At 64.9% G+C, this 21,656-nt stretch carries 19 protein-coding genes; 9 read left to right on the top strand and 10 right to left on the bottom strand.

Going from position 1 to position 21,656, the window contains the following annotated elements; all coding sequences use genetic code 11:
- Nucleotides 1-57: 57 nt before the first annotated feature.
- Nucleotides 58-249: a PspC domain-containing protein gene (locus NS1_RS11965; protein ID WP_062984481.1), complete on the bottom strand. Its 192-nt coding sequence runs from the start codon at nucleotides 247-249 to the stop codon at nucleotides 58-60.
- 198 nt (nucleotides 250-447) lie between these two features.
- Between NS1_RS11965 and NS1_RS11960 the strand changes: the two genes are divergently transcribed.
- Both NS1_RS11960 and NS1_RS11955 read left to right on the top strand, forming a co-directional pair.
- Complete coding sequence (locus tag NS1_RS11960; RefSeq protein ID WP_444980726.1) at nucleotides 448-2,034, top strand: ABC-F family ATP-binding cassette domain-containing protein; 1,587 nt, start codon at nucleotides 448-450, stop codon at nucleotides 2,032-2,034.
- A gap of 4 nt (nucleotides 2,035-2,038) precedes the next feature.
- Nucleotides 2,039-2,464 carry a hypothetical protein gene (locus NS1_RS11955; protein WP_062984217.1) on the top strand — a complete coding sequence of 142 codons (426 nt, stop codon included), beginning with the start codon at nucleotides 2,039-2,041 and terminating at the stop codon, nucleotides 2,462-2,464.
- On the opposite strand, the gene NS1_RS11950 is transcribed toward NS1_RS11955, so the two are convergent.
- The 6 genes from NS1_RS11950 to NS1_RS11925 all read right to left on the bottom strand — a co-directional run bounded on the left by NS1_RS11950 (nucleotide 2,461) and on the right by NS1_RS11925 (nucleotide 9,627).
- Entirely contained in the window at nucleotides 2,461-2,814 is a 354-nt protein-coding gene (locus NS1_RS11950) for a hypothetical protein (RefSeq protein WP_062984215.1), read from the bottom strand. The two genes, NS1_RS11955 and NS1_RS11950, sit on opposite strands and share 4 nt — an antisense overlap.
- A gap of 132 nt (nucleotides 2,815-2,946) precedes the next feature.
- On the bottom strand, nucleotides 2,947-4,284 hold the full coding sequence (gene glmM / locus NS1_RS11945; RefSeq protein ID WP_062984213.1) for a phosphoglucosamine mutase: 1,338 nt from the start codon (nucleotides 4,282-4,284) through the stop codon (nucleotides 2,947-2,949).
- Between the two features lie 144 nt (nucleotides 4,285-4,428).
- A complete protein-coding gene (rpsI, locus tag NS1_RS11940; protein ID WP_082844303.1) occupies nucleotides 4,429-4,953 on the bottom strand; it encodes a 30S ribosomal protein S9 in 525 nt (174 codons plus the stop codon).
- Nucleotides 4,950-5,393: a 50S ribosomal protein L13 gene (rplM, locus tag NS1_RS11935; protein WP_056819237.1), complete on the bottom strand. Its 444-nt coding sequence runs from the start codon at nucleotides 5,391-5,393 to the stop codon at nucleotides 4,950-4,952. Before rplM ends, rpsI begins: the two co-directional genes overlap by 4 nt.
- 204 nt (nucleotides 5,394-5,597) lie before the next feature.
- On the bottom strand, nucleotides 5,598-6,947 hold the full coding sequence (locus NS1_RS11930) for a hypothetical protein (protein WP_255284503.1): 1,350 nt from the start codon (nucleotides 6,945-6,947) through the stop codon (nucleotides 5,598-5,600).
- Between the two features lie 145 nt (nucleotides 6,948-7,092).
- Entirely contained in the window at nucleotides 7,093-9,627 is a 2,535-nt protein-coding gene (locus NS1_RS11925) for an ATP-binding cassette domain-containing protein (protein WP_062984209.1), read from the bottom strand.
- A gap of 107 nt (nucleotides 9,628-9,734) precedes the next feature.
- Between NS1_RS11925 and NS1_RS11920 the strand changes: the two genes are divergently transcribed.
- Nucleotides 9,735-11,180: a neutral zinc metallopeptidase gene (locus NS1_RS11920; protein WP_062984207.1), complete on the top strand. Its 1,446-nt coding sequence runs from the start codon at nucleotides 9,735-9,737 to the stop codon at nucleotides 11,178-11,180.
- Between the two features lie 62 nt (nucleotides 11,181-11,242).
- Here NS1_RS11920 and NS1_RS11915 read toward each other — a convergent pair whose 3' ends face one another.
- Entirely contained in the window at nucleotides 11,243-12,553 is a 1,311-nt protein-coding gene (locus NS1_RS11915) for an FHA domain-containing protein (protein ID WP_062984205.1), read from the bottom strand.
- 165 nt (nucleotides 12,554-12,718) lie between these two features.
- Between NS1_RS11915 and NS1_RS11910 the strand changes: the two genes are divergently transcribed.
- The 6 genes from NS1_RS11910 to NS1_RS11880 all read left to right on the top strand — a co-directional run bounded on the left by NS1_RS11910 (nucleotide 12,719) and on the right by NS1_RS11880 (nucleotide 20,836).
- Entirely contained in the window at nucleotides 12,719-13,918 is a 1,200-nt protein-coding gene (locus NS1_RS11910) for a DUF7373 family lipoprotein (RefSeq protein ID WP_062984203.1), read from the top strand.
- A 71-nt stretch (nucleotides 13,919-13,989) separates the two neighbouring features.
- The gene (locus NS1_RS11905; RefSeq protein WP_062984200.1) at nucleotides 13,990-15,183 is read left to right on the top strand and encodes a DUF7373 family lipoprotein; all 1,194 of its coding nucleotides are present in this window, start codon (nucleotides 13,990-13,992) and stop codon (nucleotides 15,181-15,183) included.
- Nucleotides 15,180-16,409 (top strand): DUF7373 family lipoprotein, encoded by a 1,230-nt coding sequence (locus tag NS1_RS11900; RefSeq protein ID WP_062984198.1) that lies wholly within the window; start codon nucleotides 15,180-15,182, stop codon nucleotides 16,407-16,409. The genes NS1_RS11905 and NS1_RS11900 overlap by 4 nt, the downstream gene beginning before the upstream one ends.
- 264 nt (nucleotides 16,410-16,673) lie before the next feature.
- Complete coding sequence (locus NS1_RS39985; protein ID WP_157125185.1) at nucleotides 16,674-17,912, top strand: DUF7373 family lipoprotein; 1,239 nt, start codon at nucleotides 16,674-16,676, stop codon at nucleotides 17,910-17,912.
- Entirely contained in the window at nucleotides 17,912-19,165 is a 1,254-nt protein-coding gene (locus tag NS1_RS11885; RefSeq protein ID WP_157125184.1) for a DUF7373 family lipoprotein, read from the top strand. Before NS1_RS39985 ends, NS1_RS11885 begins: the two co-directional genes overlap by 1 nt.
- Before the next feature lie 72 nt (nucleotides 19,166-19,237).
- On the top strand, nucleotides 19,238-20,836 hold the full coding sequence (locus NS1_RS11880; protein ID WP_255284513.1) for a serine/threonine-protein kinase: 1,599 nt from the start codon (nucleotides 19,238-19,240) through the stop codon (nucleotides 20,834-20,836).
- Nucleotides 20,837-20,904: 68 nt separating this feature from the next.
- Here NS1_RS11880 and NS1_RS11875 read toward each other — a convergent pair whose 3' ends face one another.
- Together NS1_RS11875 and NS1_RS11870 are read right to left on the bottom strand one after the other, a co-directional pair.
- Entirely contained in the window at nucleotides 20,905-21,195 is a 291-nt protein-coding gene (locus NS1_RS11875; protein ID WP_063816122.1) for a WXG100 family type VII secretion target, read from the bottom strand.
- A gap of 48 nt (nucleotides 21,196-21,243) precedes the next feature.
- Nucleotides 21,244-21,561, bottom strand: a complete 318-nt coding sequence (locus NS1_RS11870) for a WXG100 family type VII secretion target (RefSeq protein ID WP_062984183.1) — start codon at nucleotides 21,559-21,561, stop codon at nucleotides 21,244-21,246.
- Nucleotides 21,562-21,656 lie beyond the last annotated feature (95 nt).

Here is a 21,656-nt window from a genome sequence, read left to right as displayed (position 1 = left end):
ACGTGGCGGGGTTGCCACCATCTTGTCATCCGCGAGCGGGTGCCGGGAGGTTCGGGGCTACTTGTTCGGGATGAGGATCCACATCGCCAGGTAGATCAGGAACTGCGGGCCGGGCAGCAGGCAGGACAGGACGAAGACCAAGCGGACGACGTTGGGGTTCCAGCCGTAGCGTTCGGCGAGGCCACCGCAGACGCCTGCGATCCACTTGTTGCTGGTCGAACGGGTGAGGCGGCGGGCGGGGGCGGTCATGATGTTGCCTTCCTGTGGAGCGGTGATATCTCCACTGTGCCTATCGAACACCCCCACCCGCATCGGTCCACAGACCTATCCGCACCCTGATTTCGACAGGCCCCGACCTCAGGGTCAGACCCCGAGACGGGCACAATTGTCGAGGTGAGCACGACATTGCACGCCAGCGGCCTGTCCGCGGGGCACGCCGAACGGACCCTGTTCGCCGACCTCGATTTCACTCTCGCCCCCGGCGATGTGATCGGGCTGGTCGGGGTGAACGGCGCGGGCAAGTCGACGCTGCTGCGGATGCTGGCCGAGCGCGAGCCGGGCGAGGGCACCATCGCGTTGAGCCCGCCCGATGCGACCGTCGGCTACCTGACACAGGAACCGGAGCGCATCGAAGGCGAGACGGTGCTCGAATTCCTCTCGCGCCGAACCGGAGTCGCGCACGCCCAGCGGGTGATGGACGCGGCGGCCGAACGCCTCGGCGACGGCGGCGACGACGATTACTCACCAGCGTTGGAACATTGGCTGGCATTGGGCGGCGCGGATCTCGATCAGCGCGCCGAAGAGGTCGCCGCGGATCTGGGGCTGACCAACGGCTTGGCCAGTGGCCTCGACACCCCGATGACGGGCCTGTCGGGCGGCCAGGCGGCCCGCGCGGGGCTGGCCTCGGTGTTGTTGTCGCGCTTCGACATTCTGCTGCTCGACGAGCCGACCAACGACCTCGATCTCGACGGCCTCGACCGGCTGGAACGGTTCGTCACCGGCGTGCGGGTACCGCTCATGGTGATCAGCCACGATCGAGAGTTCTTGGCGCGCACCGTCAACAGCGTCCTCGAACTCGACCTGGCTCAGCAGCAAACAGGCTTCTACGACGGCGGCTACGACGCCTACCTCGCCGAACGCGAGATCGCCCGCAAGCATGCCCGCGAGGCCTACGACGAATTCGCCGACACCAAAGCAGGTTTGGAGTCGCGCGCGCAGATGCAGCGCAATTGGCTCGAGCACGGTGTGCGCAATGCCCGCCGCAAGGGCAAGAACGACTCCGACAAGATGGGCCGCAAAACCCGCGCGGAATCCACCGAGAAGCAGGCCGCCAAGGCCCGCCAGACCCAGCGCCGCATCGAGCGCCTCGACGTGGTCGACGAACCGCGCAAGGAATGGGAACTGCGGATGGAGATCGCGACCGCGCCCCGCAGCGGCGCGGTGGTCGCGACGGCCGACAACGCCACCCTCGCGCGCGGCGAGTTCACCCTCGGCCCGATCACCACGCAGATCGACTGGGCCGACCGGATCGTGCTCACCGGCGCCAACGGCTCGGGCAAGTCGACCCTGCTCGGTCTCCTGCTCGGCAAGATCGCACCCGATTCCGGTTCGGCCGCACTGGGTTCCGGGGTCGAGATCGGTGAGGTCGACCAGGCCCGTGGGCTGTTCCGTGGTGGCGACGCGCTGGCCGACACCTTCGCCGCGGCGATGCCCGACTGGCCAGACGCCGAAGTCCGCACGCTGCTGGCCAAGTTCGGCCTGCGCGGGCCGCATGTGACCCGCGCCTGCGACACCCTGTCCCCCGGCGAACGCACCCGCGCGGCGCTGGCCCTGCTCCAGGCACGCGGGGTGAACCTGCTCGTCCTCGACGAGCCGACCAACCATCTCGATCTGCCCGCCATCGAACAACTGGAGCAGGCGGTCGACTCCTTCACCGGCACGTTGATTCTGGTGACGCATGATCGCCGGATGCTGGATTCTGTTCGTGCGACCCGTCGTTGGCATATGTCCGGTGGGCTACTCACCGAGGAATAGGCACATGGACTACGCATTGGGCATCGACGCCCGCATCACGCTGCTCGTCACCGGAGTGATCTTCCTGAGCGCCCTGTTGCTCGGGATCTGGAAATACCACGGCATCCGCATCGCGGGCGCGGCACACGTCTATGTCGACATCGCCCATCGCGCCGCGCTGATGTACTCCTTCGCGGGGATCCTGCTCGCGGTGTTCACCGAGCTCAGCGCCTGGCCGACGATCGTGAACCTGACCGCGGACCTGGTCGTGCTCGCGTTCTTCGTCGGCGCGATCGCCAGCTACGCCCTGCACGGGCTGCGCCGTGACACCACCAACCAGTTCGGCGGGCGGATCCCCACCGAACTACGGCTGTCGATGTACGGGCTGATCGTCGGCGAGATCGGCGGCTTCCTGGTGCTGTTCAGTGGGTTCGTCGTCGGGCAGTTCTAGAACGACCGCACCGCAGCCGGTGCGGCGGCGCCGAACAGGTCGATATCGGAACCGAGCTTTGCCCCGATCAGCCCGACACCGCAGGTGACACCGAGCACGGCGACCACCGCGATGAACGATCGCGAACGTGGCACCCGCGGCGCCGCGAATGGGCGCGTACTCGCGGCCTGCTCATACTCGAACTGGCCGTAGCCCTCGTCGCGGATCGGGACCGTAGGCGAATAACCTTGCGGCACTTCGCGGCATCCCGGTCGCCCACAGGCCCCACCGCAGCGGTGGGGCTGATCGGCTTCGCCGTACTCGTACGGGTACTGGTCTTGATAGTTGCGGGCAGGCAGCGGCGGAACCATCCTCGGCCCCCTTCGAATCGTGCTGCGCGCCAGAACAACCGCCTGCGCCGAGCAGCACACACGCGCCACGGGCACACAGGTCCTTACGGCGAATCTCGATACTAGTTGCCGCGCACCGGACCCGCCAGGCGACTAGACCGCGGCGACCCGTTTCGCCAGATCATCGGCCAGCTGACGCGCCTGTGCCGGATCGGTGGCCTCCACCATCACCCGCACCAACTGCTCGGTCCCGCTGGGTCGCAACAGGATCCGGCCGGTTTCCCCGAGGATCCGCTCCGCCTCGGCGACGGCCTCCCGCACCTCGGGAGCAGCCGCGACGGCGGCCTTGTCGGACACCGCGACGTTCACCAGCACCTGCGGCACCGTGGTCATCACCGAGGCCAGCGAGGCCAATGTGGTCTTGGTCTGCGCCATCCGTGCCATCAACCGCAGGCCGGTGAGCACTCCGTCACCGGTGGTGCCGAACCGTGGGAACACCACATGGCCGGACTGTTCCCCACCCAGGCTGAACCCACCGCGCCGCAGTTCCTCCAGCACGTACCGGTCGCCGACGGCGGCGGTGATCACGGTGATCTCGGCAGCGCGCATCGCGATATGCAGACCGAGGTTGCTCATCACGGTCGCGACCAGCGTGTTGTCGACCAGCTCGCCCGCGTCGCGCATCGCCAGCGCGAGCACGGCCATGATCGCGTCACCGTCGACGGTCTCGCCCGCCGCATCCACCGCGAGGCAACGATCGGCGTCGCCGTCGAGCGCGATGCCGAGGTCGGCGCCATTTTTCAGGACCGCGGCCCGCACATTGTCCAGATGCGTCGAGCCGCAACCATCATTGATATTGAGCCCGTTGGGTTCGGCGTTGATCGCGATCACCGTCGCGCCCGCCTCCCGGTACACCTGTGGGGCCACCTCGGCGGCCGCACCGTGGGCGCAGTCGACAACGACGGTGAGCCCGGACAGATCCTGCCCGGTGGATTCGAGCAGATGCTCGACATAGCGTTCGTGTGTGCCCTCGACGGAGTAGTCGCCGCGTACCCGGCCGATACCCGCGCCGGTCGGGCGCACGGTGACGCCTTCGGCGATCAGGGCTTCGATCCGCGCCTCGATGACGTCGTCGAGCTTGTGCCCGCCCGCCGCGAAGATCTTGATGCCGTTGTCGGGCATGGGATTGTGCGAGGCGGAGATCATCACGCCGAAGCACGCGTCGTACAGGCCGGTCAGATAGGCCACGGCCGGGGTGGGCAGCACGCCCACCGAGAGGACGTCGACGCCGACGGAGGTCAGGCCCGCGGTCACCGCGGCCTCGAGCATCTCGCCGCTGGCGCGGGGGTCGCGACCGAGCACCGCGACCGGACGCTTCTTGCCGCGCGAGAGCACCTGTGCTGCCGCGGCGGCGACGCGCATCGCCAGTTCCGGGGTCAGCGACTCGTTGGCGAGCCCACGAACACCGTCTGTGCCGAACAGCCGTCCCATAAAACCCTCTACCTGTAGTTAGTCCCCGAATACAGCACGAGAGCAGGCGACCAGCCGTGCTGGAAGCCTGCTCTCGCACACGTGCTCCGCCGACCGTACCGTCTCAACCAAAGTAAGCGAAGACGGCGGTCGACAGTGCGTAAATCAGCGCTTCGAGTACTGAGGCGCCTTACGGGCCTTCTTCAGGCCGTACTTCTTACGCTCGGTGGCACGCGGGTCACGCGTCAGGAAGCCGGCACGCTTGAGGGCGGGACGGTCGTCCGGGGTGACCACGATCAGCGCGCGGGCGATAGCCAGACGCAGGGCGCCTGCCTGACCCGACGGGCCGCCGCCGACCAGGCGAGCGAAGATGTCGAAGTTCTCGACACGCTCGACCAGAACCAGCGGGGACTTCACGAGCTGCTGGTGCACCTTGTTCGGGAAGTAATCCTCGATGGTGCGGCCGTTGAGCTCGAAGTTGCCCGAACCGGGCACCATGCGAACGCGAACAACGGCTTCCTTACGACGGCCGACGGTCTGCACCGGGCGGTCGAGGCCGAGCGGCTCGAAAGCCAGCTCTTCTTCGACGTATTCGCCTTCGGCGTAGCCTTCGCCGTCTTCGACGATCTCGACTACGACCTCATCGGTGGCGTCGAACTCTTCGGCTGCGAACTCTTCAGGAGCGGTCACTGGGCCACCTGCTTGATCTCGAACGGAACCGGCTGCTGCGCGGCGTGGGGGTGGTTCGGGCCTGCGTAGACCTTCAGCTTGCCCGCGATCGCGTTACCCAGCTTGTTCTTCGGGATCATGCCCTTGACGGCCTTCTCCACGAGACGATCGGGACGGGTCGCCAACACCTCGCCGACAGTGCGCGACTTGAGGCCGCCCGGGTGTCCGCTGTGGTGGTGGATGAGCTTGTCGTTCTTCTTGTTGCCGGAGATGGCAACCTTTTCCGCGTTGATGATGATGACGAAGTCGCCACCATCGACGTGGGGTGCGTAGGTCGGCTTGCCCTTGCCGCGCAGCAGGCCAGCGGCCTGCACGGCGAGACGGCCGAGGACTACGTCAGTGGCATCGATGACGTACCACTTGCGGGTGGTGTCACCTGCCTTGGGGCTGTACGTAGGCACAGTGGATCCCTGTCTGTCGTCGGTGTTGCCGGCCCTGTTGTGTGGATCGGGTTGCCCTGGCGGCCGGTGGAGACCCAGGACATCGAGGAGACGCCGACCCGCAAACGGTTCGACGTTCCACACGCCAACCGGCAACGATACCAGCCACGCATCACCGACCCACAATCGGGCGATGCCGATCACCGGCGATCGTCGACCGCGTCGCTAGATCACTACCGGCGGGCCCGGATCGGTCGCCCGCGCGGGGCCGGGAATGAGGTAGCGCAGGGTGTCGATGCCCGGGGTGACGCAGGCGTGGTCGTCGACGAGCACGCCGCGCGCGGTCGCGATGCCCTCACGCGGGACCGTGTTCGTGTACGGGGTGAACGCGCAGCTCACCGGATCGGCGGCGCTGGCAACGGCGGGGTCGGGCTGAAATGCGACCAGCGCCAGCGCGCCGACCACGGCCGGTGCGCCGAAGAAGCCCTTCTTCACCTTGCCGAGCAGTTTGCCGCGGCGGTCGTCGTCCTCGGAGTCGTCGTGTTCGAGCGCGTGCCGCGGTGCGCTGGAGGCAGGACGCGGCGGTTGCGCGGCGGGCGGACCGGCGACGAACCCGGCCGGACCCGGTGGCTGAGCGGTGGGCGGCGCGGTGGGTTGCGCACCCCACCCGACCTGGGCGGCGACTGCCTGACCGGGATGTCCCGAGTCCGGATAGTCGTCCTCCTCGTCGTCGAGTTCGGGCTCGGTCACCAGCAGATGCGCGGCGCCGAGGACCAGCGCGTGCATCGGATGGTCGGCCACGTGCAGACGCTGGCCGAGATGGTTCTGGAAGGCGAACCGCAGGGCGTCGTTGAAGCAGACATTGCCCGCCAGCAGCACCGTCGAGGTGTCGGCGCCGATCGAACGGGCCGCGGCCATCGCCTCGATCACCACGTTGTCGGCCGTGCGGGCATCGCGCAGCGCCTCGGCGCTGACCGCGACCTCCGTCGATTCGGTCGGCTGCTCGTCGTCGCCGTGCACCGCGACCACCAGCAGCGCGCGCCCGTCGGAGTAGATCCCGGTGGCGCCGATGCCGGTGCGATGCCGCTCGCTGGGCGGGGAGACCAATCCGAGCGCGCGCACATAGCCCGAGAGCGCGACACTTTCCGGCAGCGGTTCCACGACCACGTCGAGCTGCTCGACGAGCGCCGCGTACACCTCGACCTTGTCCTCGGGCCAGCTGTCCGGATACGGCAGCGCCACCAATTGCGGCTTGCCCTGCAGGTATTTGCCGATCGCCGCGAGCGGGTTGTAGAGCCTGGCCCGGAAGACGAGCTCGGCGGGCCAGGTGGCGCCGGCGATCACGATCTGCGGGTGGCCGAGGATGTCGCGCACATCGGCGATCGCCATCCCCAGGTCCGGTCGCTGCCGGTCGACACCGGCGGTGTGCAACCTGCCCGCGGCATCGGCGAGCAGGTAGGCGGGCGGGGTATAGGTGCCCTCGACCTGTACCGGCCGGACCGGGGTCGCGCCGCCACCCGCGGCCACGGACACCACGTCCCACCCCAGATGTAGGGCCCCAACTCGAACGGTCACAGGCTCAAGTGTGCCCGGTCGGCGACAGACACGCGCATCTTGCCCGCAGAAACGGTGCTGACCTGCCGGATCATGCTGTGCACATCGAGGCATGCTCGGGCGCCCTGCGTGGTTACGCGAGCTGCCGCCTCCGGGCGCTGACCGCTCATGCCTGTGACTTCTTCAGTCGCAGTCTGCTCCAGGTGAACAGCGCGAGGATCGAGGTGATCACGATGAGCATCACGATGTCGAGAATCCAGATCCCGACCGAGTGGGTCCACAGCGAGTCCTCCTGCGTGCCGAGGACCAGCTCCTTCAAATCCACCGTCGACGCACCCGCCGCGTAACCCCAGCGCGAGGGGAACAGGTACGACACCTGCTCGAGGCCCACGCGGTCGGTCACCGGGATCAGGCCACCGGCCATCACCAGCTGCACCATGATCATGACCACGAGCATCGGCATGACCTGCTCATTGGACTTGGCCAGGCTCGACATCAGCAGGCCGAACACCACGCAGCACACCGCCGTCATCGCGATGTCGAAATACAGTTCCACGCTGCCGTTCGGGATCAGCGCCCCCTCGCCCGGCGGCTTCTTGCCGATGAACGTGATGCCGATCAGCACCGCCGACTGCAGGAACGCGGTCACGCTGAACACCACGATCTTGGCCATCAGATACGCCGAGGGCAGTAGGCCGACGGCACGCTCGCGAAGGAAGATCGACCGTTCGCCGACCAGGTCACGCACCGTGAGCGTGGCGCCCATGAAGCACGCGCCGAGGATGAGCACCACCAGCAACTGCTGCGCCTCACCGCCGCTGGCGCGCCCGAACGAGCCATCGGGCAGCTGCACCAGCGGCGCCGCGGTGAACCCGTCACTACCCGGCACCACCAGCGACAGCGCGCCGAGAATGAACGGCAACACCACCAGGAACGCCAAATACCCGCGATCGGCGAAGATCAGCCGCAACTGTCTTCGGATCAGCGTCGAGAACTGACGCACGCCGTTCGACTGTGGCGGAGCGCCCACGTTGCCGCGGTTCGGTTGAGCCGGCGGCGGTGGCGGCACATACGCCTGCCTGGATCGATACTTCGCGAAAGCTTGATCGGGGTTGGCCGCGACCTCGGCGAAGATCTCCGCCCAGTCGCTCGTCCCCATCGCCGCTCCGACTCCGCCCGGATGACCGGCGAAAGCCGTCTTGCCACCAGGAGCCAGCAGCACCACCTGGTCGCACATATCCAGGCAGGCGACCGAGTGCGTCACCACGATCACCACGCGACCCGCGTCGGCCAGCTCGCGCAGCATCTGCATGACCTGTCGATCCAGCGCCGGGTCGAGGCCCGAGGTCGGCTCGTCGAGGATCAGCAGCGACGGACCGGTGAGCAACTCCATCGCCACCGACGCGCGCTTGCGCTGACCACCGGACAGCCGGTCCACCCGGGTATCGGCATGCTGGGTGAGCGAAAGCTCTTGCAGCACACCGTCGATCACCTTCTGCCGGTCGCTCTTGGTGGTATCGGGCGGCAGCCGCAGTTCGGCGGCGAAGCCGAGCGCCTGGCGAACGGTGAGCTGACGGTGCAGCACGTCGTCCTGGGGCACCATGCCGATGCGCGAACGCAGCGCCTCGTACTCGGCGTGCAGGTTGCGTCCCTCGAAGGTCACCACACCGCCGGAGGGCTGGGTGTTGCCCGCGATCAGCTTCGACAGCGTCGACTTGCCCGCGCCCGACGGCCCGATCAGCGCGGTCAACGTCCCGCGTCCCGCCGTCATGTTCACATCGACGAGCAGTTGTTTGTTGTTCTCGACCGTGAACCCGACGCCGTGCACCGAAAGACCCTGCTCGGCGACCGGCTTCTGCCGATGCGCCAGCGCGCCCTGGGTGACGACGAAGTCGATGTTGCCGATGGTGACGATGTCGCGCTCGTGCAGCACCGAGCGCTGCTGACGGTGCCCGTTGACGAAGGTGCCGTTGGCCGACCCGAGGTCCTCGATCACCAGGCCCTCGGGCGAGGACAACAGCTTCGCGTGTGCGCGCGAGGCCAGCGGATCGTTCACCACGATCTGGTTGTCCGAGGTACGGCCGATACTCAGGCCGCCAGGCGGAATGCGGTCACCCCGCGCGACCGGTTCGGTCGACGCCGCTTTGCGGACCGGCGGCAGCATCGACGAATCGGCGCGGCGGGTCATATTGATGTTGTCCTGCGCCTGCGCGGGCAGCTGCGAGGTGGGTACGTATTGCGGTTGCTGTTGTTGCGGGCGCGACGGCGGCTGGAAGCCGGGATGCGGCTGCTGCGGACGCGGCTGCTGGTGGTGAGGTTGCTGGTGGTGCGGCTGGTGCTGTGGTTGTGAAGGCGGCGCGACCATGGTCGCCGCGTGGCGCGCCCCAGGCGCCGCGGGGACCAGGTGTAGCAGCGGCCCGGTGATCGCGTCACCCAGGCGTACCTGGGTGGGTCGGTCGATCGAGACGGGCTGGTTGAGCCTGCGCGCGTCGACGAAGACGCCGTTGGTACTGCCGTTGTCGGCGAGTACCCACGCGCCGTTGCTGAATCGAAGAGTGGCGTGCACACGAGAGACCAGCGGACTGTCCACGAACAGGGTGACCTCGGGCGCACGGCCCATGGTGATCTGCTGACTCGCTTCGAAGACTCGTTCGGTTCCATCATGGCGCACGGTGATGGTCTGCGCCCCCGGTGAAGACATGGAGCGGATACTATGCCATCGCCCGGACATCGGCGGTGCCCCCGAGACGGCTGTGAGCCCGATCCGGCGATCGACCTGCACGTGTATCCGGCCGACCAGGGGGACGTATGCCGAAAGCCCAAGTGTTCGTTGCGATCTCTGTCGTGCTATGCGCGCTGATGGGTGTCGGCTGCACGCGGGCGATCGAAGGGCACGGTGTCTCCATCTATGACGATCCGTTCCAGGTGGCGGGATTGCCGACCACCGGTGGGCCGAACGGTCCACGCACCGGCGTCGCCGATTCGCCCCTCACCGCGAACAATGGCGACGGCGGCGAGGTGGACAAGTTGGCGCTCAACGCGATCGACGACATCCAGTCCTACTGGCAGGCCGGCTTCGGCACCGAATTCCCCGGTGAGACCTTCGCCCCGGTCGAGAAGCTGATCTCCTGGAACGCGCGCGCCGCCCGCAGCCAGGCGATCGAGTTCTGCAAGGAAACCACCTACCACCTGGTCAATGCCGCCTACTGCCGCAGCGACAACTCCATCGGCTGGGACCGCGAGATGCTGCTGCCCACCATGAGCGAGACCTTCGGCACGATGTCGGTGGTGATGGTGCTCGCCCACGAATACGGCCACGCCATCCAGACCATGGCCAAGATGGTCTCCAAGAAGACCCCGGTCCTGGTGAAGGAACAGCAGGCCGACTGCTTCGCGGGCGCGTTCATGCGCCACGTCGCGGAAGGCAAGTCGAACCACTTCACGATCAACACCTCCGACGGACTGAATTCCGTGCTGGCCGCGACTGTTTCGATTCGCGACTCCGATCCCGACGACCCCGAGAGCGTGCACGGTTCGGCCTTCGAACGGGTCACCGCCGTGCAGATCGGGTTCACCGACGGGCCGCGCGGGTGCAAGGGCATCGACGAGGACGAGATCGACTCGCGCCGCGGCGCCCTCCCGCAGAGCTTCGCCGACGACAGTGGTCGCGGCGAATACCCCGTCTCCAAGGAGAACCTGGTCGAGCTGAGCAAGGCGCTGCAGGCGATCCTGCCGGTGAAAGAGGCCCCGACCTACGACTACGCGGGCTCACGGATCGACTGCAAGGACGGCGCGGTCACCGACCCGGTCACCTACTGCCCCGCCAAGAACACCATCGCCACCGACGTGCCCGGCCTGGCCGAACGCGGCGCCACCGACACCGACGACGACGGCCCGCTGCCGGTGAAGGTCAGCGGCGACTACAACGGCTATGTGGTGTTCATCTCCCGCTACACCCTGGCCGTGCAGCGCAGTCACGGCCAGCAGTTGACCGGCGCGAAGACCGGTCTGCGCGCGGCCTGCCTGTCCGGAGTGGTCACCGGAAAACTCGCCCAGCCGGGGCGTCCCGTGAGCCAGGGCGACATCCAGCTGTCCGCGGGCGACCTCGACGAAGCGGTCTCGGGCCTGCTCACCGACGGCCTGGCCGCCAGCGACGCCGAAGGCAACACGGTGCCCAGCGGATTCTCCCGCGTCGACGCCTTCCGAGCCGGCGTCCTCAACGGCGAAACCACCTGCCTGTCCCGCTATAGCTGAGCCTTTGGAGCGCTGGCGCGCTCGAGTTCGCGGGGCTGGGAGTGCGATCGGCGAAGGGCTTGTCAGCCGAATGGCGGCGGTGCGGCCGGTTCGTAGCGCAATACCCGGTTGCCGATCATCACCTCGGTGCCGGGGACGAGCACCATCGGTTGATTCGGTGTGAGCCGGACCCAGTCGCGGTAGCCGGGGTGCCGGCTGCGAGTTCCGTTGGTGGAGCCGCGATCGATGAGTTGCACGTCCCAATTCACCAGGTGCACTTCGGCATGCGCGCGCGACATGCCACCGGAGGTGTCGTCGATACGCAGCGGGATGAGTCCGCGCTGAGCCGCGTCGGAGTGCTCCGGGTCACGCCCGATCACCGCGTCGGCGGCCATCAGATAGGTCATGCCGTCGTCGAGCACGAGCATGCCCAGCGGCGGGCGGACCATCTCGGCGAGCGCCTGGGTCTGGTCGACCGGCATGCCGCACACCGTGCAGAACGCCGAGCGGGGATCGCTGGGATGCGCACGCGCGCACTTGAACCCCATCACCTTCACGGTCAGCACCGTCGACTTGGCCGTGGCCTCGAGCCTGCGCTGCAGGTCGGGGTCGGGTTCGGGTGCGGGATTGGTTCCGGAGAGCCGGGTTTCGGCATTGTGCGGGTCGACGATCGGGGTGTCCACCGTGCCGGTGACTGCGTCCATCAGCGACGTCGCGGGCTGCATCCCGGTCGCGGGCGGCTCGCTGGGTCGCGGATCCGATTGCGCCGCACGCGGTTCCCGATCGATGCGCGCGGTAGCCGGTGGCGGCCTGCGTGTTTGCCCCACGGGTTCGGCGGCCCGCACGCGACTGCGCACATCGTTGGACCACATCACGGCCCCGCCCGCCTGCGCGATTCCTTCGACGAGCCAACCGATTCCGCGTTCCGGCGGCAGATCCGGAATGCGGCCCTTGGCATCGTCGACGAACAGCGCGACCGCCTTCGCCGGCTCCGAGGCCACCCGATCGACGGTGAACGCCGCATCGCTACCGCGGTAGTACTCCGGACCCCGATCATCGGCGAGAACGGCAGTCACCGAGCCGTGCAGGAAGATCGCCACGCCCCCGTTGTCGGCGGCGGAGAGCACCCCGAAATCGATCGGCACACCCGGCGAGATCTGCTCGGCGTATTTCATCAGCCACCGAGTCGCCTCACGCGCCACCACCGAACCCGGCCCTGACGGCGCTTGCTCGTGCGCGTCACGCACCAACTCCGCCAGCGATTCCAGCGCGATCGCGGCGGTATCACCGGGTGTGAGCTTGCCCTGCCCGCGATGCGCGACCACGATCACCGCACCCGCGACCCGCGCGACCGCGTGACTTCCGAGCACCACTTCGACCTGCCGATCCCTCACAGGTATCGGCCTCTACCGGAACTGCACAGCAGGGGGGTCGCCATGTCATCCAGAGTATGGCAAGCACCCCACATCGGTCCCCCTGGGCGGGTTCGGTCCGGTAACTTCATACCGAGTAGCGATGGCGGAGGTACGCACCTCGCAGCGGACATCGAGGGGCTTGTGATGATCGGTTCGACCAAATTTCGCATCGCGCTCGCCTTGTGTGGCGCCCTGATCGCCCTCACCGGCTGCTCGGTCAGCGGCACGGCGGTCGCCGGTGAGCCCGATGTGCGTGGCCTGGAGACCGGGACCTTCGCCACCGACCGGCACATCTACACCGACACCGCGGGCAACCGAGGCGCGATCGTCGAGGGTGCGCGGATGTCGGCGGCCGTGGTGCCCGCACTGCGCATCGATCCCTCGCTGTCGCACGGGCGCGGCGGCGTGGTCATCCCCGATATCGAAGGCGCGCTGGATTTCATCGCGAATGTCTCCAAACCTGTTCTGGAGAACCGCAAATTCGTGACCGGCTATGTCGCGCTCGGCGCCGACAAGGCCGATCCAGACGGCAAGACCCGCCCCGGTCCCGATGCGACCGCCCTGACCACGGCCCTGTTGCGTTTCCCCACCGCGTCCGCCGCCACCCTCGCCGCGCGCGAACTCGAGGAGGTCGACCTGGCGGTCTCCCCTGACAACCGCAAACTCACCTCCACCAAATACCCCGACGCCTACCTCCATTGGCGCCCCGGCGTTCCCACCATCGGCGCGTTCCTCGCCCACAAGGAATTCGTGATCTCCCTGTTCATCCAGCGCCCCCGCGCCGACGCGACCGACCTCACGTCCTGGATCGACAAGAACCTCGCCGCCGAACTCGCCCAGCTCGCCGAGTTCGACCCCACCCCCGCCGAGAAGATCGCCGACCTGCCCGTCGACCCCGCCGGGCTACTGGCCCGCGCCGTAGTCGACGACCGGTCGGCGATGCACCCCGGCCAGTACTCCTTCGCCTCCTACGCCCCCGAACACCTCATCAACAAGGCCGCCGACCTCACCGCCCGCCAGAACCTCATCACCGCGACCGGGGTCGAAGCCCACGCGGTCGTCGAGGGCGGCGCCGTCACCCTGGTACGCGACCAGTCCGCAGGACAATCGCTCATGCGGGGACTCATCGATTCAGCGGGCCACTACGACCCGATCACCGCCCCCGCCGACGTCCCCACCGCGACCTGCCTGAAGCTCAACGACAACGGCAACAAAGAAGACGACTACGTCTACCGCTGCTACGTCGCCTACAAGCGCTATCTGGCCATGGTCAGCGCCGACGGTGAACCCGAAGTCCGCCAGAAGATCACCGCCCAGTACGCCCTGCTGGCCAATAGCTTGTGAGTTGGCTCGGCCCCATTCCTCGAAGTCGGTGACGTAGGATTCCGCCGACAATCGTTTCGGGGAGGAATGAGTTGCGAGCCACGAAAGTCGTCTGTGCCCTGGCGACCGCATTGCTGACCACTGTCGTCGCGGCCTGCGGTGGCCCCGACGAAGTCGCCGCCACCGACGCCCCCGTCGACCTCGCCACTCTCGATGTCGGCAACTACCCGACCCAACCCCGCCAGGTCGGGGTGGTCTCGAACCTGGACCAGGGCCGCTTCATCGAGGCCGAACGCCTCGGCGACTTCGTGCCGGCACCGGCCGACATCGATCCCCGATTCATCCACACCAACCCCACGATCGCGTCGGTCTTCCTCGACGCCGAAGCCGCGCTCGGCAAGATCATGGCTGTCGACCGGTTCGCCGAGGTCGCGCCTGATTTCGTCGGCGGATTCGTGAGCTCGGCAGAGACCGAGCCCAAGAATATGGGCCTCGACATGGTGAACGCGGTCATGATCTTCCCCGACGCGCAGCGGGCCGCCACCGCCGCCGCCGAGCTGGAGAAGCTCGATTTCGGCTACGCCACGAACAATCAGCGCATCGAGATCCCCGGCTACCCCGCGGCGACCGCACACTGGCAGCCCGACCAGCAATCGATCGGATCCTGGTTCGCCACCGGCCATCTGGTGATCTACACCTGGTTCTACGACTACCTGAAGATCTACCTGGAGAAGGTCGACAAGCAGGTCCTGCTCGATCTGACCCGCAAGAGCCTCGACACAATCGTCCCCTCCGTCGCGAAGTTCACCCCCACCCCCAGCACCGAACTGATGACCCTGCAGCGCGACCGCGAGGGCATGCTCGGCCGTACCGCACCCCGCGTCCGCGAGGATTCCTGGATCAACCCACCCGGCGTCTACGCGGGCCGTACCGCCCGCCACTTCCTCTCCGACCCGGTGAGCACCACGAAGATGATCGACGACTTCGGCATCGACCTCTACGCCAACGACGGCGCCGAGGTCTACCGGGCCCGCGATATCGCGGGCGCCCAGGGTGTCCGCGACGAACTCGGCGGCCTCACCCGCAAATTCACCGCCTCCGCCCCACCGAAGAACCTGCCGAGCGCCAAGTGCAAGGAATACATCGGCAGGCAGCAACGAATAGCGATCCGCTTCTATTGCGCGGTGTCCTACGACCGCTACGCCGCCTACGTCTGGTCGAACCAACTCCTCGACGCCCAGCAGCGAATCTCGGCCCAGTACGCCCTGTTGGTGAACGCGAAATGAGAATCCACTACGCCGCGCTCGCGGCCACCCTGACTCTCTTGCTGACTGCCTGCGGATCCACTCTGTCCGGTCAGGCGCTGCCCGGCGAGATCGATGTCCGAACCCTCGACGTCGGTTCGTACCCCACCGAGCCGATCAACGCCCACGACGACGATCCCATCCCGCCGTTCTACGAGATGTACGAGGTAGCGGCGATGCGGATCGCCGACTACGTGATCAACTCCCGCGACATCGACGCCCAGATGACCTACGGCAAACGCGCGACCACCGTCTCCGCCGGCGTGATGCCCTCTGCTCTCGGCGACGAGCCCGCGATGTCGGCCATCGCGAAGAAGTACAAGATGCTGTACGGCTTCGAATCCAGTGGCGCCTCGAAGGATTCACGCGTCGAGACCTACGGCGGCTGGCCGACGAAGAAGGCCGACAACAGGCTCACCGCCACCACCATGGTGCTCCAGTTCCCCGATGCCGAGCGCGCGGCCGCCGCAGCGAAAGAGTTCTACGACACAGACTTCGGTATGCAGGAGGGTCGCAACCAGCCGGTCGCGATCGCCGGACACCCTGCGGCCCTGTCACATTGGCGTCCGGACTCCCCCTTCCTGCGCACCGTCCTCCCCCACGGTCCCTATGTGATCGCCTTCCTGCTGTCGGTGGCCACCCCCGACCAACAAGCGCTCACCGCCCTCGCTTCAACCGCCTATACCGAGCAGATCGAGGCACTCGCCGAAACCACCCCGCTGACCGACGAACAGGTCATGGACCTGCCCTGGGACCCCGACCACCTCCTGATGCGGACCCTCAACCCGGACCAACTGGCCAACCCCGAGGGCTCCGGCTACTACCTGGTCACCGGCAAACACGGCATCCTGCACTACTCCGGCGACCAGCTCCCCACCGATCGCCACTACATCGACGAGCAGCTCACCAAGATGAGCGCCCAGCAGGTGGCCCTGTCCTGGGGCTCGATCGGCATCCGCACCCCCGATGCGGAAACCGCCCGCCGCGCGGTCACCGAGAAAATGTTCCCCTGGCAGGTAGAAGGCGAAGCCGCCAACCCACCGAACCTCCCCGATTCAGCCTGCGTAGACAACAAACGCCCAGGCGCGTCGAAACGCTTCAGCTGCATCCTCGCCTACAACGAATACGTCGGAATAGTGAGCGGCAACCAGCTTTTGGACGCCCATCAACGTGCGGCCGCGCAATATGCACTATTCGCCAACAGCTGACAGCCGCGCTCGCACCTCGGCCGTGCACCGATTGAGCTGCGCCGCAGACAGATTTACGCCTGAGCACCGCCGTTCGAAGCCGAGGCAGGTGAGCCGACCCCGCAGCCGCCGCAGCTCAGGTTCCCGGGACGGTGAGCACCGAGCACACAGGTCGGTGCAAATGCTATCTTCTCCCCAGCGATTGGGCCGCTGGAACAAGGCGAGTACCAATGCGCGGCGCCCGCTGGGCAGGACGCGGGTCGCCTCACGACGGAGGGGAATCACATGAGGAGAACGAGTTCGACGCTGTTCGCGGTCGGCCTCGCGGCGGCGATCGCGGTGACCACCGGGTGCGGATCTGAGCCCGACGCGGGTGGGTCACCGGGCTCACAGTCGGTCGACCTGACCAAACTCGACGTTGGGAATCTCCAAACCGAACCGAAGGTCTTCGGCAAGCCGAAGAACCTCGACATGGCACACGCTGTCGAAGCGACCCGGCTCGGAAATCACATCCCCCTGCCGATGGAAATCGAACCCGAAGCCACCTTTGCACCTCCCGCCATGAGTGGTGCAATACGCATATTTGCAGATTTCGAATCATCCGCCATCACATCACGCATGAACGCAGACCCGAAGAAACTGAACGAATTCGCTAAAGGATTCATGTCAGGATTCGTGACCACTGCACGATCAAATCAGGAACCCAGCCTGGCTTACGAGCTCGACAATGTCGTTATGCTATTCAATACCGACGAGGATGCACGCGCTGCCGTTGACATACTTGCCACCGAAGAAGCTGCGACCGATCCAGACACAAGGCCTGCTGCGGTTGGGGACAATTTCGGAAGCCTCACAAATGTGCGTGCACAGGTCAGCCCAAAATGGCCCGGTCAGATCAGGTCATGGAAATCCGTCGGAAGATTTGTGATCTTCACATACGTTTACGATAGCGTGATGAGCACATTGAAAACTTCAGATGAGGCAAAGCTCATATCGAGGGTGCAGAATAGCATCAATAAGATTGCACCAGCCCTCCAACGGTATACCCCGACCGCTCCTGAAAAAGTGATGGATCTCGACGTAGATATGGATGGCATGCTCGGTCGAGCGATGCCAACCGTCACCGCGGACGAGAATCAGCGCGGAATCCCCGGCGTATACGACCGCCACGGTGGACTCCAACTCCTAGGCGACACCGATAAGATGGCCATATTGTTCGAGGAAACTGGCGTAGACAGAGTTTCCTGGTCGGGGAACTTTGTCTTCAGGGCAAAAGATGACGATGCTGCCGCAAAGATTTCGGATTTTTACGGGGAGCCGTCCAAGTTCCTCCGCACGGCTCCCACGCCCAGCAATCTGCCGATGGCACAGTGCCTGGAATATGTCGGACCCGAAAAGTTCGCCACAAAGTACTACTGCAGCGTTTCGTACGGCCGATACGCCACCCAAGTGGCCGCTACCCAGCTGACCGATGTGCATCAGCGGATCTCGGCACAGTACACGATCCTCGCGAAGAGCAAGTGATGCATAACAAAAACCAAGGATCGTCGATGCCTTCGTCAAGAATCCGCGTGTTCGGATGCATCGCGGCTACGTTGGTCGCCGCACTCGCCGCCACAGGATGTGGCTCATCCACAACCGCTGCCGGGCTACCCGGCGAAATTGATGTTCGCACCCTGGACACCGGGTCGTACGCTAAGGCCACCACCCCACTGGATATGCGTTACGACTACCATAATGATCTAGCCGGTGCCTCTAATCTCGCGCTGATGCGACTCACCGATCATGTAGTCATCGGGCCTGACATTGATCCCAGCATTAAGCATGGTACGGGATCATTGCCCTTCCTCGACGCCGAAAAAGCCACCAAAGTTCTCGCGAACGCCAACAAACCGGTGCTAGAGCGGAACAAGATGATGTTCGGAGTGGGCGCCGGAGCCAGCGACAAAGCAGCCGATGAAACAGGTAAGGCGCCTCCCGGATCGAAGTTCACCACGGTCGTCGTGATGCAATTTCCAGATGAAGAACATGCGACGCGTGCCGCTGCTGAAATCGACGAAACCGATTTCGCCGTAGCCGCTGACGCCAATCAGCGAGTAAATCTGCCAAAATACCCGACAGCACATTCACATTGGCGGCCGGGAGTACCCACTATCGGATCAACACTCGCCTACGGCCGCTATGTAGTCAGTCTGTACATGGGCACCTCCGAGGCCAAGCTCGATGACCTCACCGACCTCGCGCAGAAGGCCTATGCTGCGCAGCTACCACTTCTGGATCAGATTCCCGCACTCACCCCTACTGAGATGCTGTTCCTACCGGACGACCCTGATCAGATGTTGCGCCGCACTCTTAATCCGGATGGATTCGGCTCCCCGAATATCGGTGATCAAGCAGCCTTTACGATCCGGGGTTTCCTGCACAACGTCGGTCCGCAGGACCACTGGAAAACTGTGATGTCCGAAGCCGGAGTCGATCGGTACTCCAAATCATCCTCCATGTCGAGTGCGAACATGTTGTATCGCGCCCGTGATGCCGCAGGGGCCAGCATGTTGGTATCACAAATCCTGGAGCGGAACTACCCCAGCGTCGCCACGGCACCGCCAGTGCTGCCAGGGGCGCGATGCGGTGAGAATCCGAAAGACGACTACAAGACGAAGCGTTTCCGGTGCGCCATCACCTACCGACAGTATGTAGCTACCGTCGAAAGCGATCAGCTCACCGACGCGCATCAACGAGCCGCAGCCCAGTATGCTCTCCTCGCGAACAGTCAGTAGGAGCATGGTGCTGACCAGCGACATGAACGAAGACGCACTACTGACGCAGGACAGGAGACGATCACGGTGGCGATGACTCCTGGCACCATCGTCGGCGGATACCGAATCGAACGGATACTCGGAGCCGGCGGCATGGGCTCCGTCTATCTTGCCAAGCATCCTAGTTTGCCACGCATGGACGCGCTCAAGATCTTGAGCCCCGAACTGTCACGTGACGCAGAGTTCCGTGCCAGGTTCGAACGCGAGGCGAATCTCGCTGCAGGCCTCGATCATCCCAACATCGTTTCGGTGTACAACCGCGGCGAAGAAGATGGTCGACTGTGGATCGCCATGCAGTATGTCGAGGGAACCGATGCCTCCGCCGAGATGGCGCGTGACCCTCATTCGATGAATCCCCTTCGGGCACTACGAATCATCTCCGAGGTAGGCAAGGGACTGGACTACGCCCATCGAAAGGGCTTGCTCCATCGCGATGTCAAACCGGCGAACTTCCTACTGTCCAGCCCTGACGGTGAGGAAGAGCGGATATTTCTTACCGACTTCGGTGTCGCCAAATCCAATGATGACGCGACTGAGCTCACGCAGACCGGAAGTTTCCTGGCGACTATCGCTTATGCACCGCCGGAACAACTCTCGGGGGCACGACTGGATCATCGTGCTGACGTCTACAGCTTGGCTTGTTCGTTCTTCAAACTCCTGACCGGCCGGAATCCTTACCCTGCCACACAGCCGGCCATGGTGATGATGGGACATCTGCACGAGCCGCCGCCGAGCGCGACGTCGGTGAACATCGGTCTCCCACTAGCAATTGATGCCGTGTTCGCCAGGGCGATGGCTAAGAATCCGGCGGATCGTTTCAGATCTTGCCGTGAGTTCACTGATGCAGCAGCCAATGCGCTGATTCCCGGACACTCTCCGATGTCGACTAACACCAGCCCGACATATCCGATTCAAACATTTCAACCGAATCCGTCGACCGGGTATCACGCTGCGCCCACCACCGGTTCGCACGCCGCGGCACCCCACTTCCCCGCTGAGCCGTTCGACACCGCACTACGTCCGGCACCCAAGCGCCGGTCCAAGCCGCTTGTCATCGGTGCGGCGATCGCTGCGGTTGCGGTAGCTGTCGCTATCGGCGTCTTTGCAGTGCAGAACCGTGGGGACGACAAGGATCCGACTGCTCTCAATTCGGCGACGCCTACCGCTGGCAACTCCCGGCCGATTGACAGAGCACGAGCTGCCAACCCTGGTTTCGCAGGGAAAACCCTTGTGATGGTTGACGTCACCGACAGCAGTGGGCTCGAACTGAGCATGGCAACTTACCTGTCCCCAACCGCGCAGACAAGTTTCTTCGGTGACTTGGGCATGGTGTACAGCCCTTCGTTCAGCAAAGCCTCTGATGAGCCGTCGCCGCGAATCGTCAAGAGCGACGAGCGCTACAGTCTATTTTCGAGGTTCAAGAACGACGAGTACATCATCGCTGTACGGAGTGATGCGAAAGCAGGCGGCGGCGGCCTGCTCGGACTACCTGCGGCCATTACCTCGTCCGCAGCGACAGTAATCGTGGTGGACGACCCAGCGACAGTCACCGCTATCAGGAGTTGGTCCGACAAATCAGAGCAGCAGCTTGTCGATCGATTGGTTCCGATTCTGACCAAGCAAATCAAATAGAGAGCTTCGCCCATAAAAATTCGGCCTCAGGGGGTGCACCCTGAGGCCGAATTCTCGTGATTGCCGTCTCAGACGAACTTGCCGGACAGCCACTTGTCGGTGTCGTGCAGTTCAGAGTTGCCCGTCTGAACCAATTTTGCAGCTTCCTGCAGGGTTGTATTCAGCTGACTGGACTGCGAATTCCATTCGCCCTGCATCTGGGTAAAGGCCTCGTGTGCGCTACCGCCCCACTTCTCGGCGATTGCTTCGACCTTCTTATGGAATTCAATCAGTTTGTCACCCAGCTGGTTGGCCGTCGCGATCATGTCCTGCGCGCCAAGATCAACCGAGTCCCGATTAGACGCAATAACATCCGACATAAGAATGAGTCTCCTTTACTGAGAGTTACTGAAAGTTTAGTTGGTCAATCAGATGGCGGGCAGATCGAGTTCAGCCATCTTGCTCTCAACCTGGCCCTTGAACATCGCGTCCTGCTCGGTGTAGCTATCCGTTGCCTGCATCAGCTTCTGCGAGGTCTCGAGGAGCTTGTCGTTCAGCTTCTCCGCGCGCGAGGCATAGGAGTCCATCAGCTGGTCGAACGCGATCTGCGCATTACCCTTCCACGTCTCGGTGGCTGCCATCTTGCCGGCCCAGATCTTCTTCACCAGACCTTCGATCTCCGTGTAGGAAGCTTCCGCATCCTTAGAGAAAGTCTGGAGGTCGGCAACATTCGCATTAAGAGTCATCGGGTTCCTTTCGGGTTGTCAGCGGATCCCGTGTCGAGGGACCGCTGCTCTCACTTGGTTAGACGCAAGACGTGGGCGATCGGTTCCACTCATGT

Origin of the sequence: Nocardia salmonicida NBRC 13393 (assembly GCF_001613085.1) — a bacterium.
Classification (GTDB): domain Bacteria; phylum Actinomycetota; class Actinomycetes; order Mycobacteriales; family Mycobacteriaceae; genus Nocardia; species Nocardia salmonicida.
This window is presented reverse-complemented; position numbering and strand designations above follow the sequence as displayed.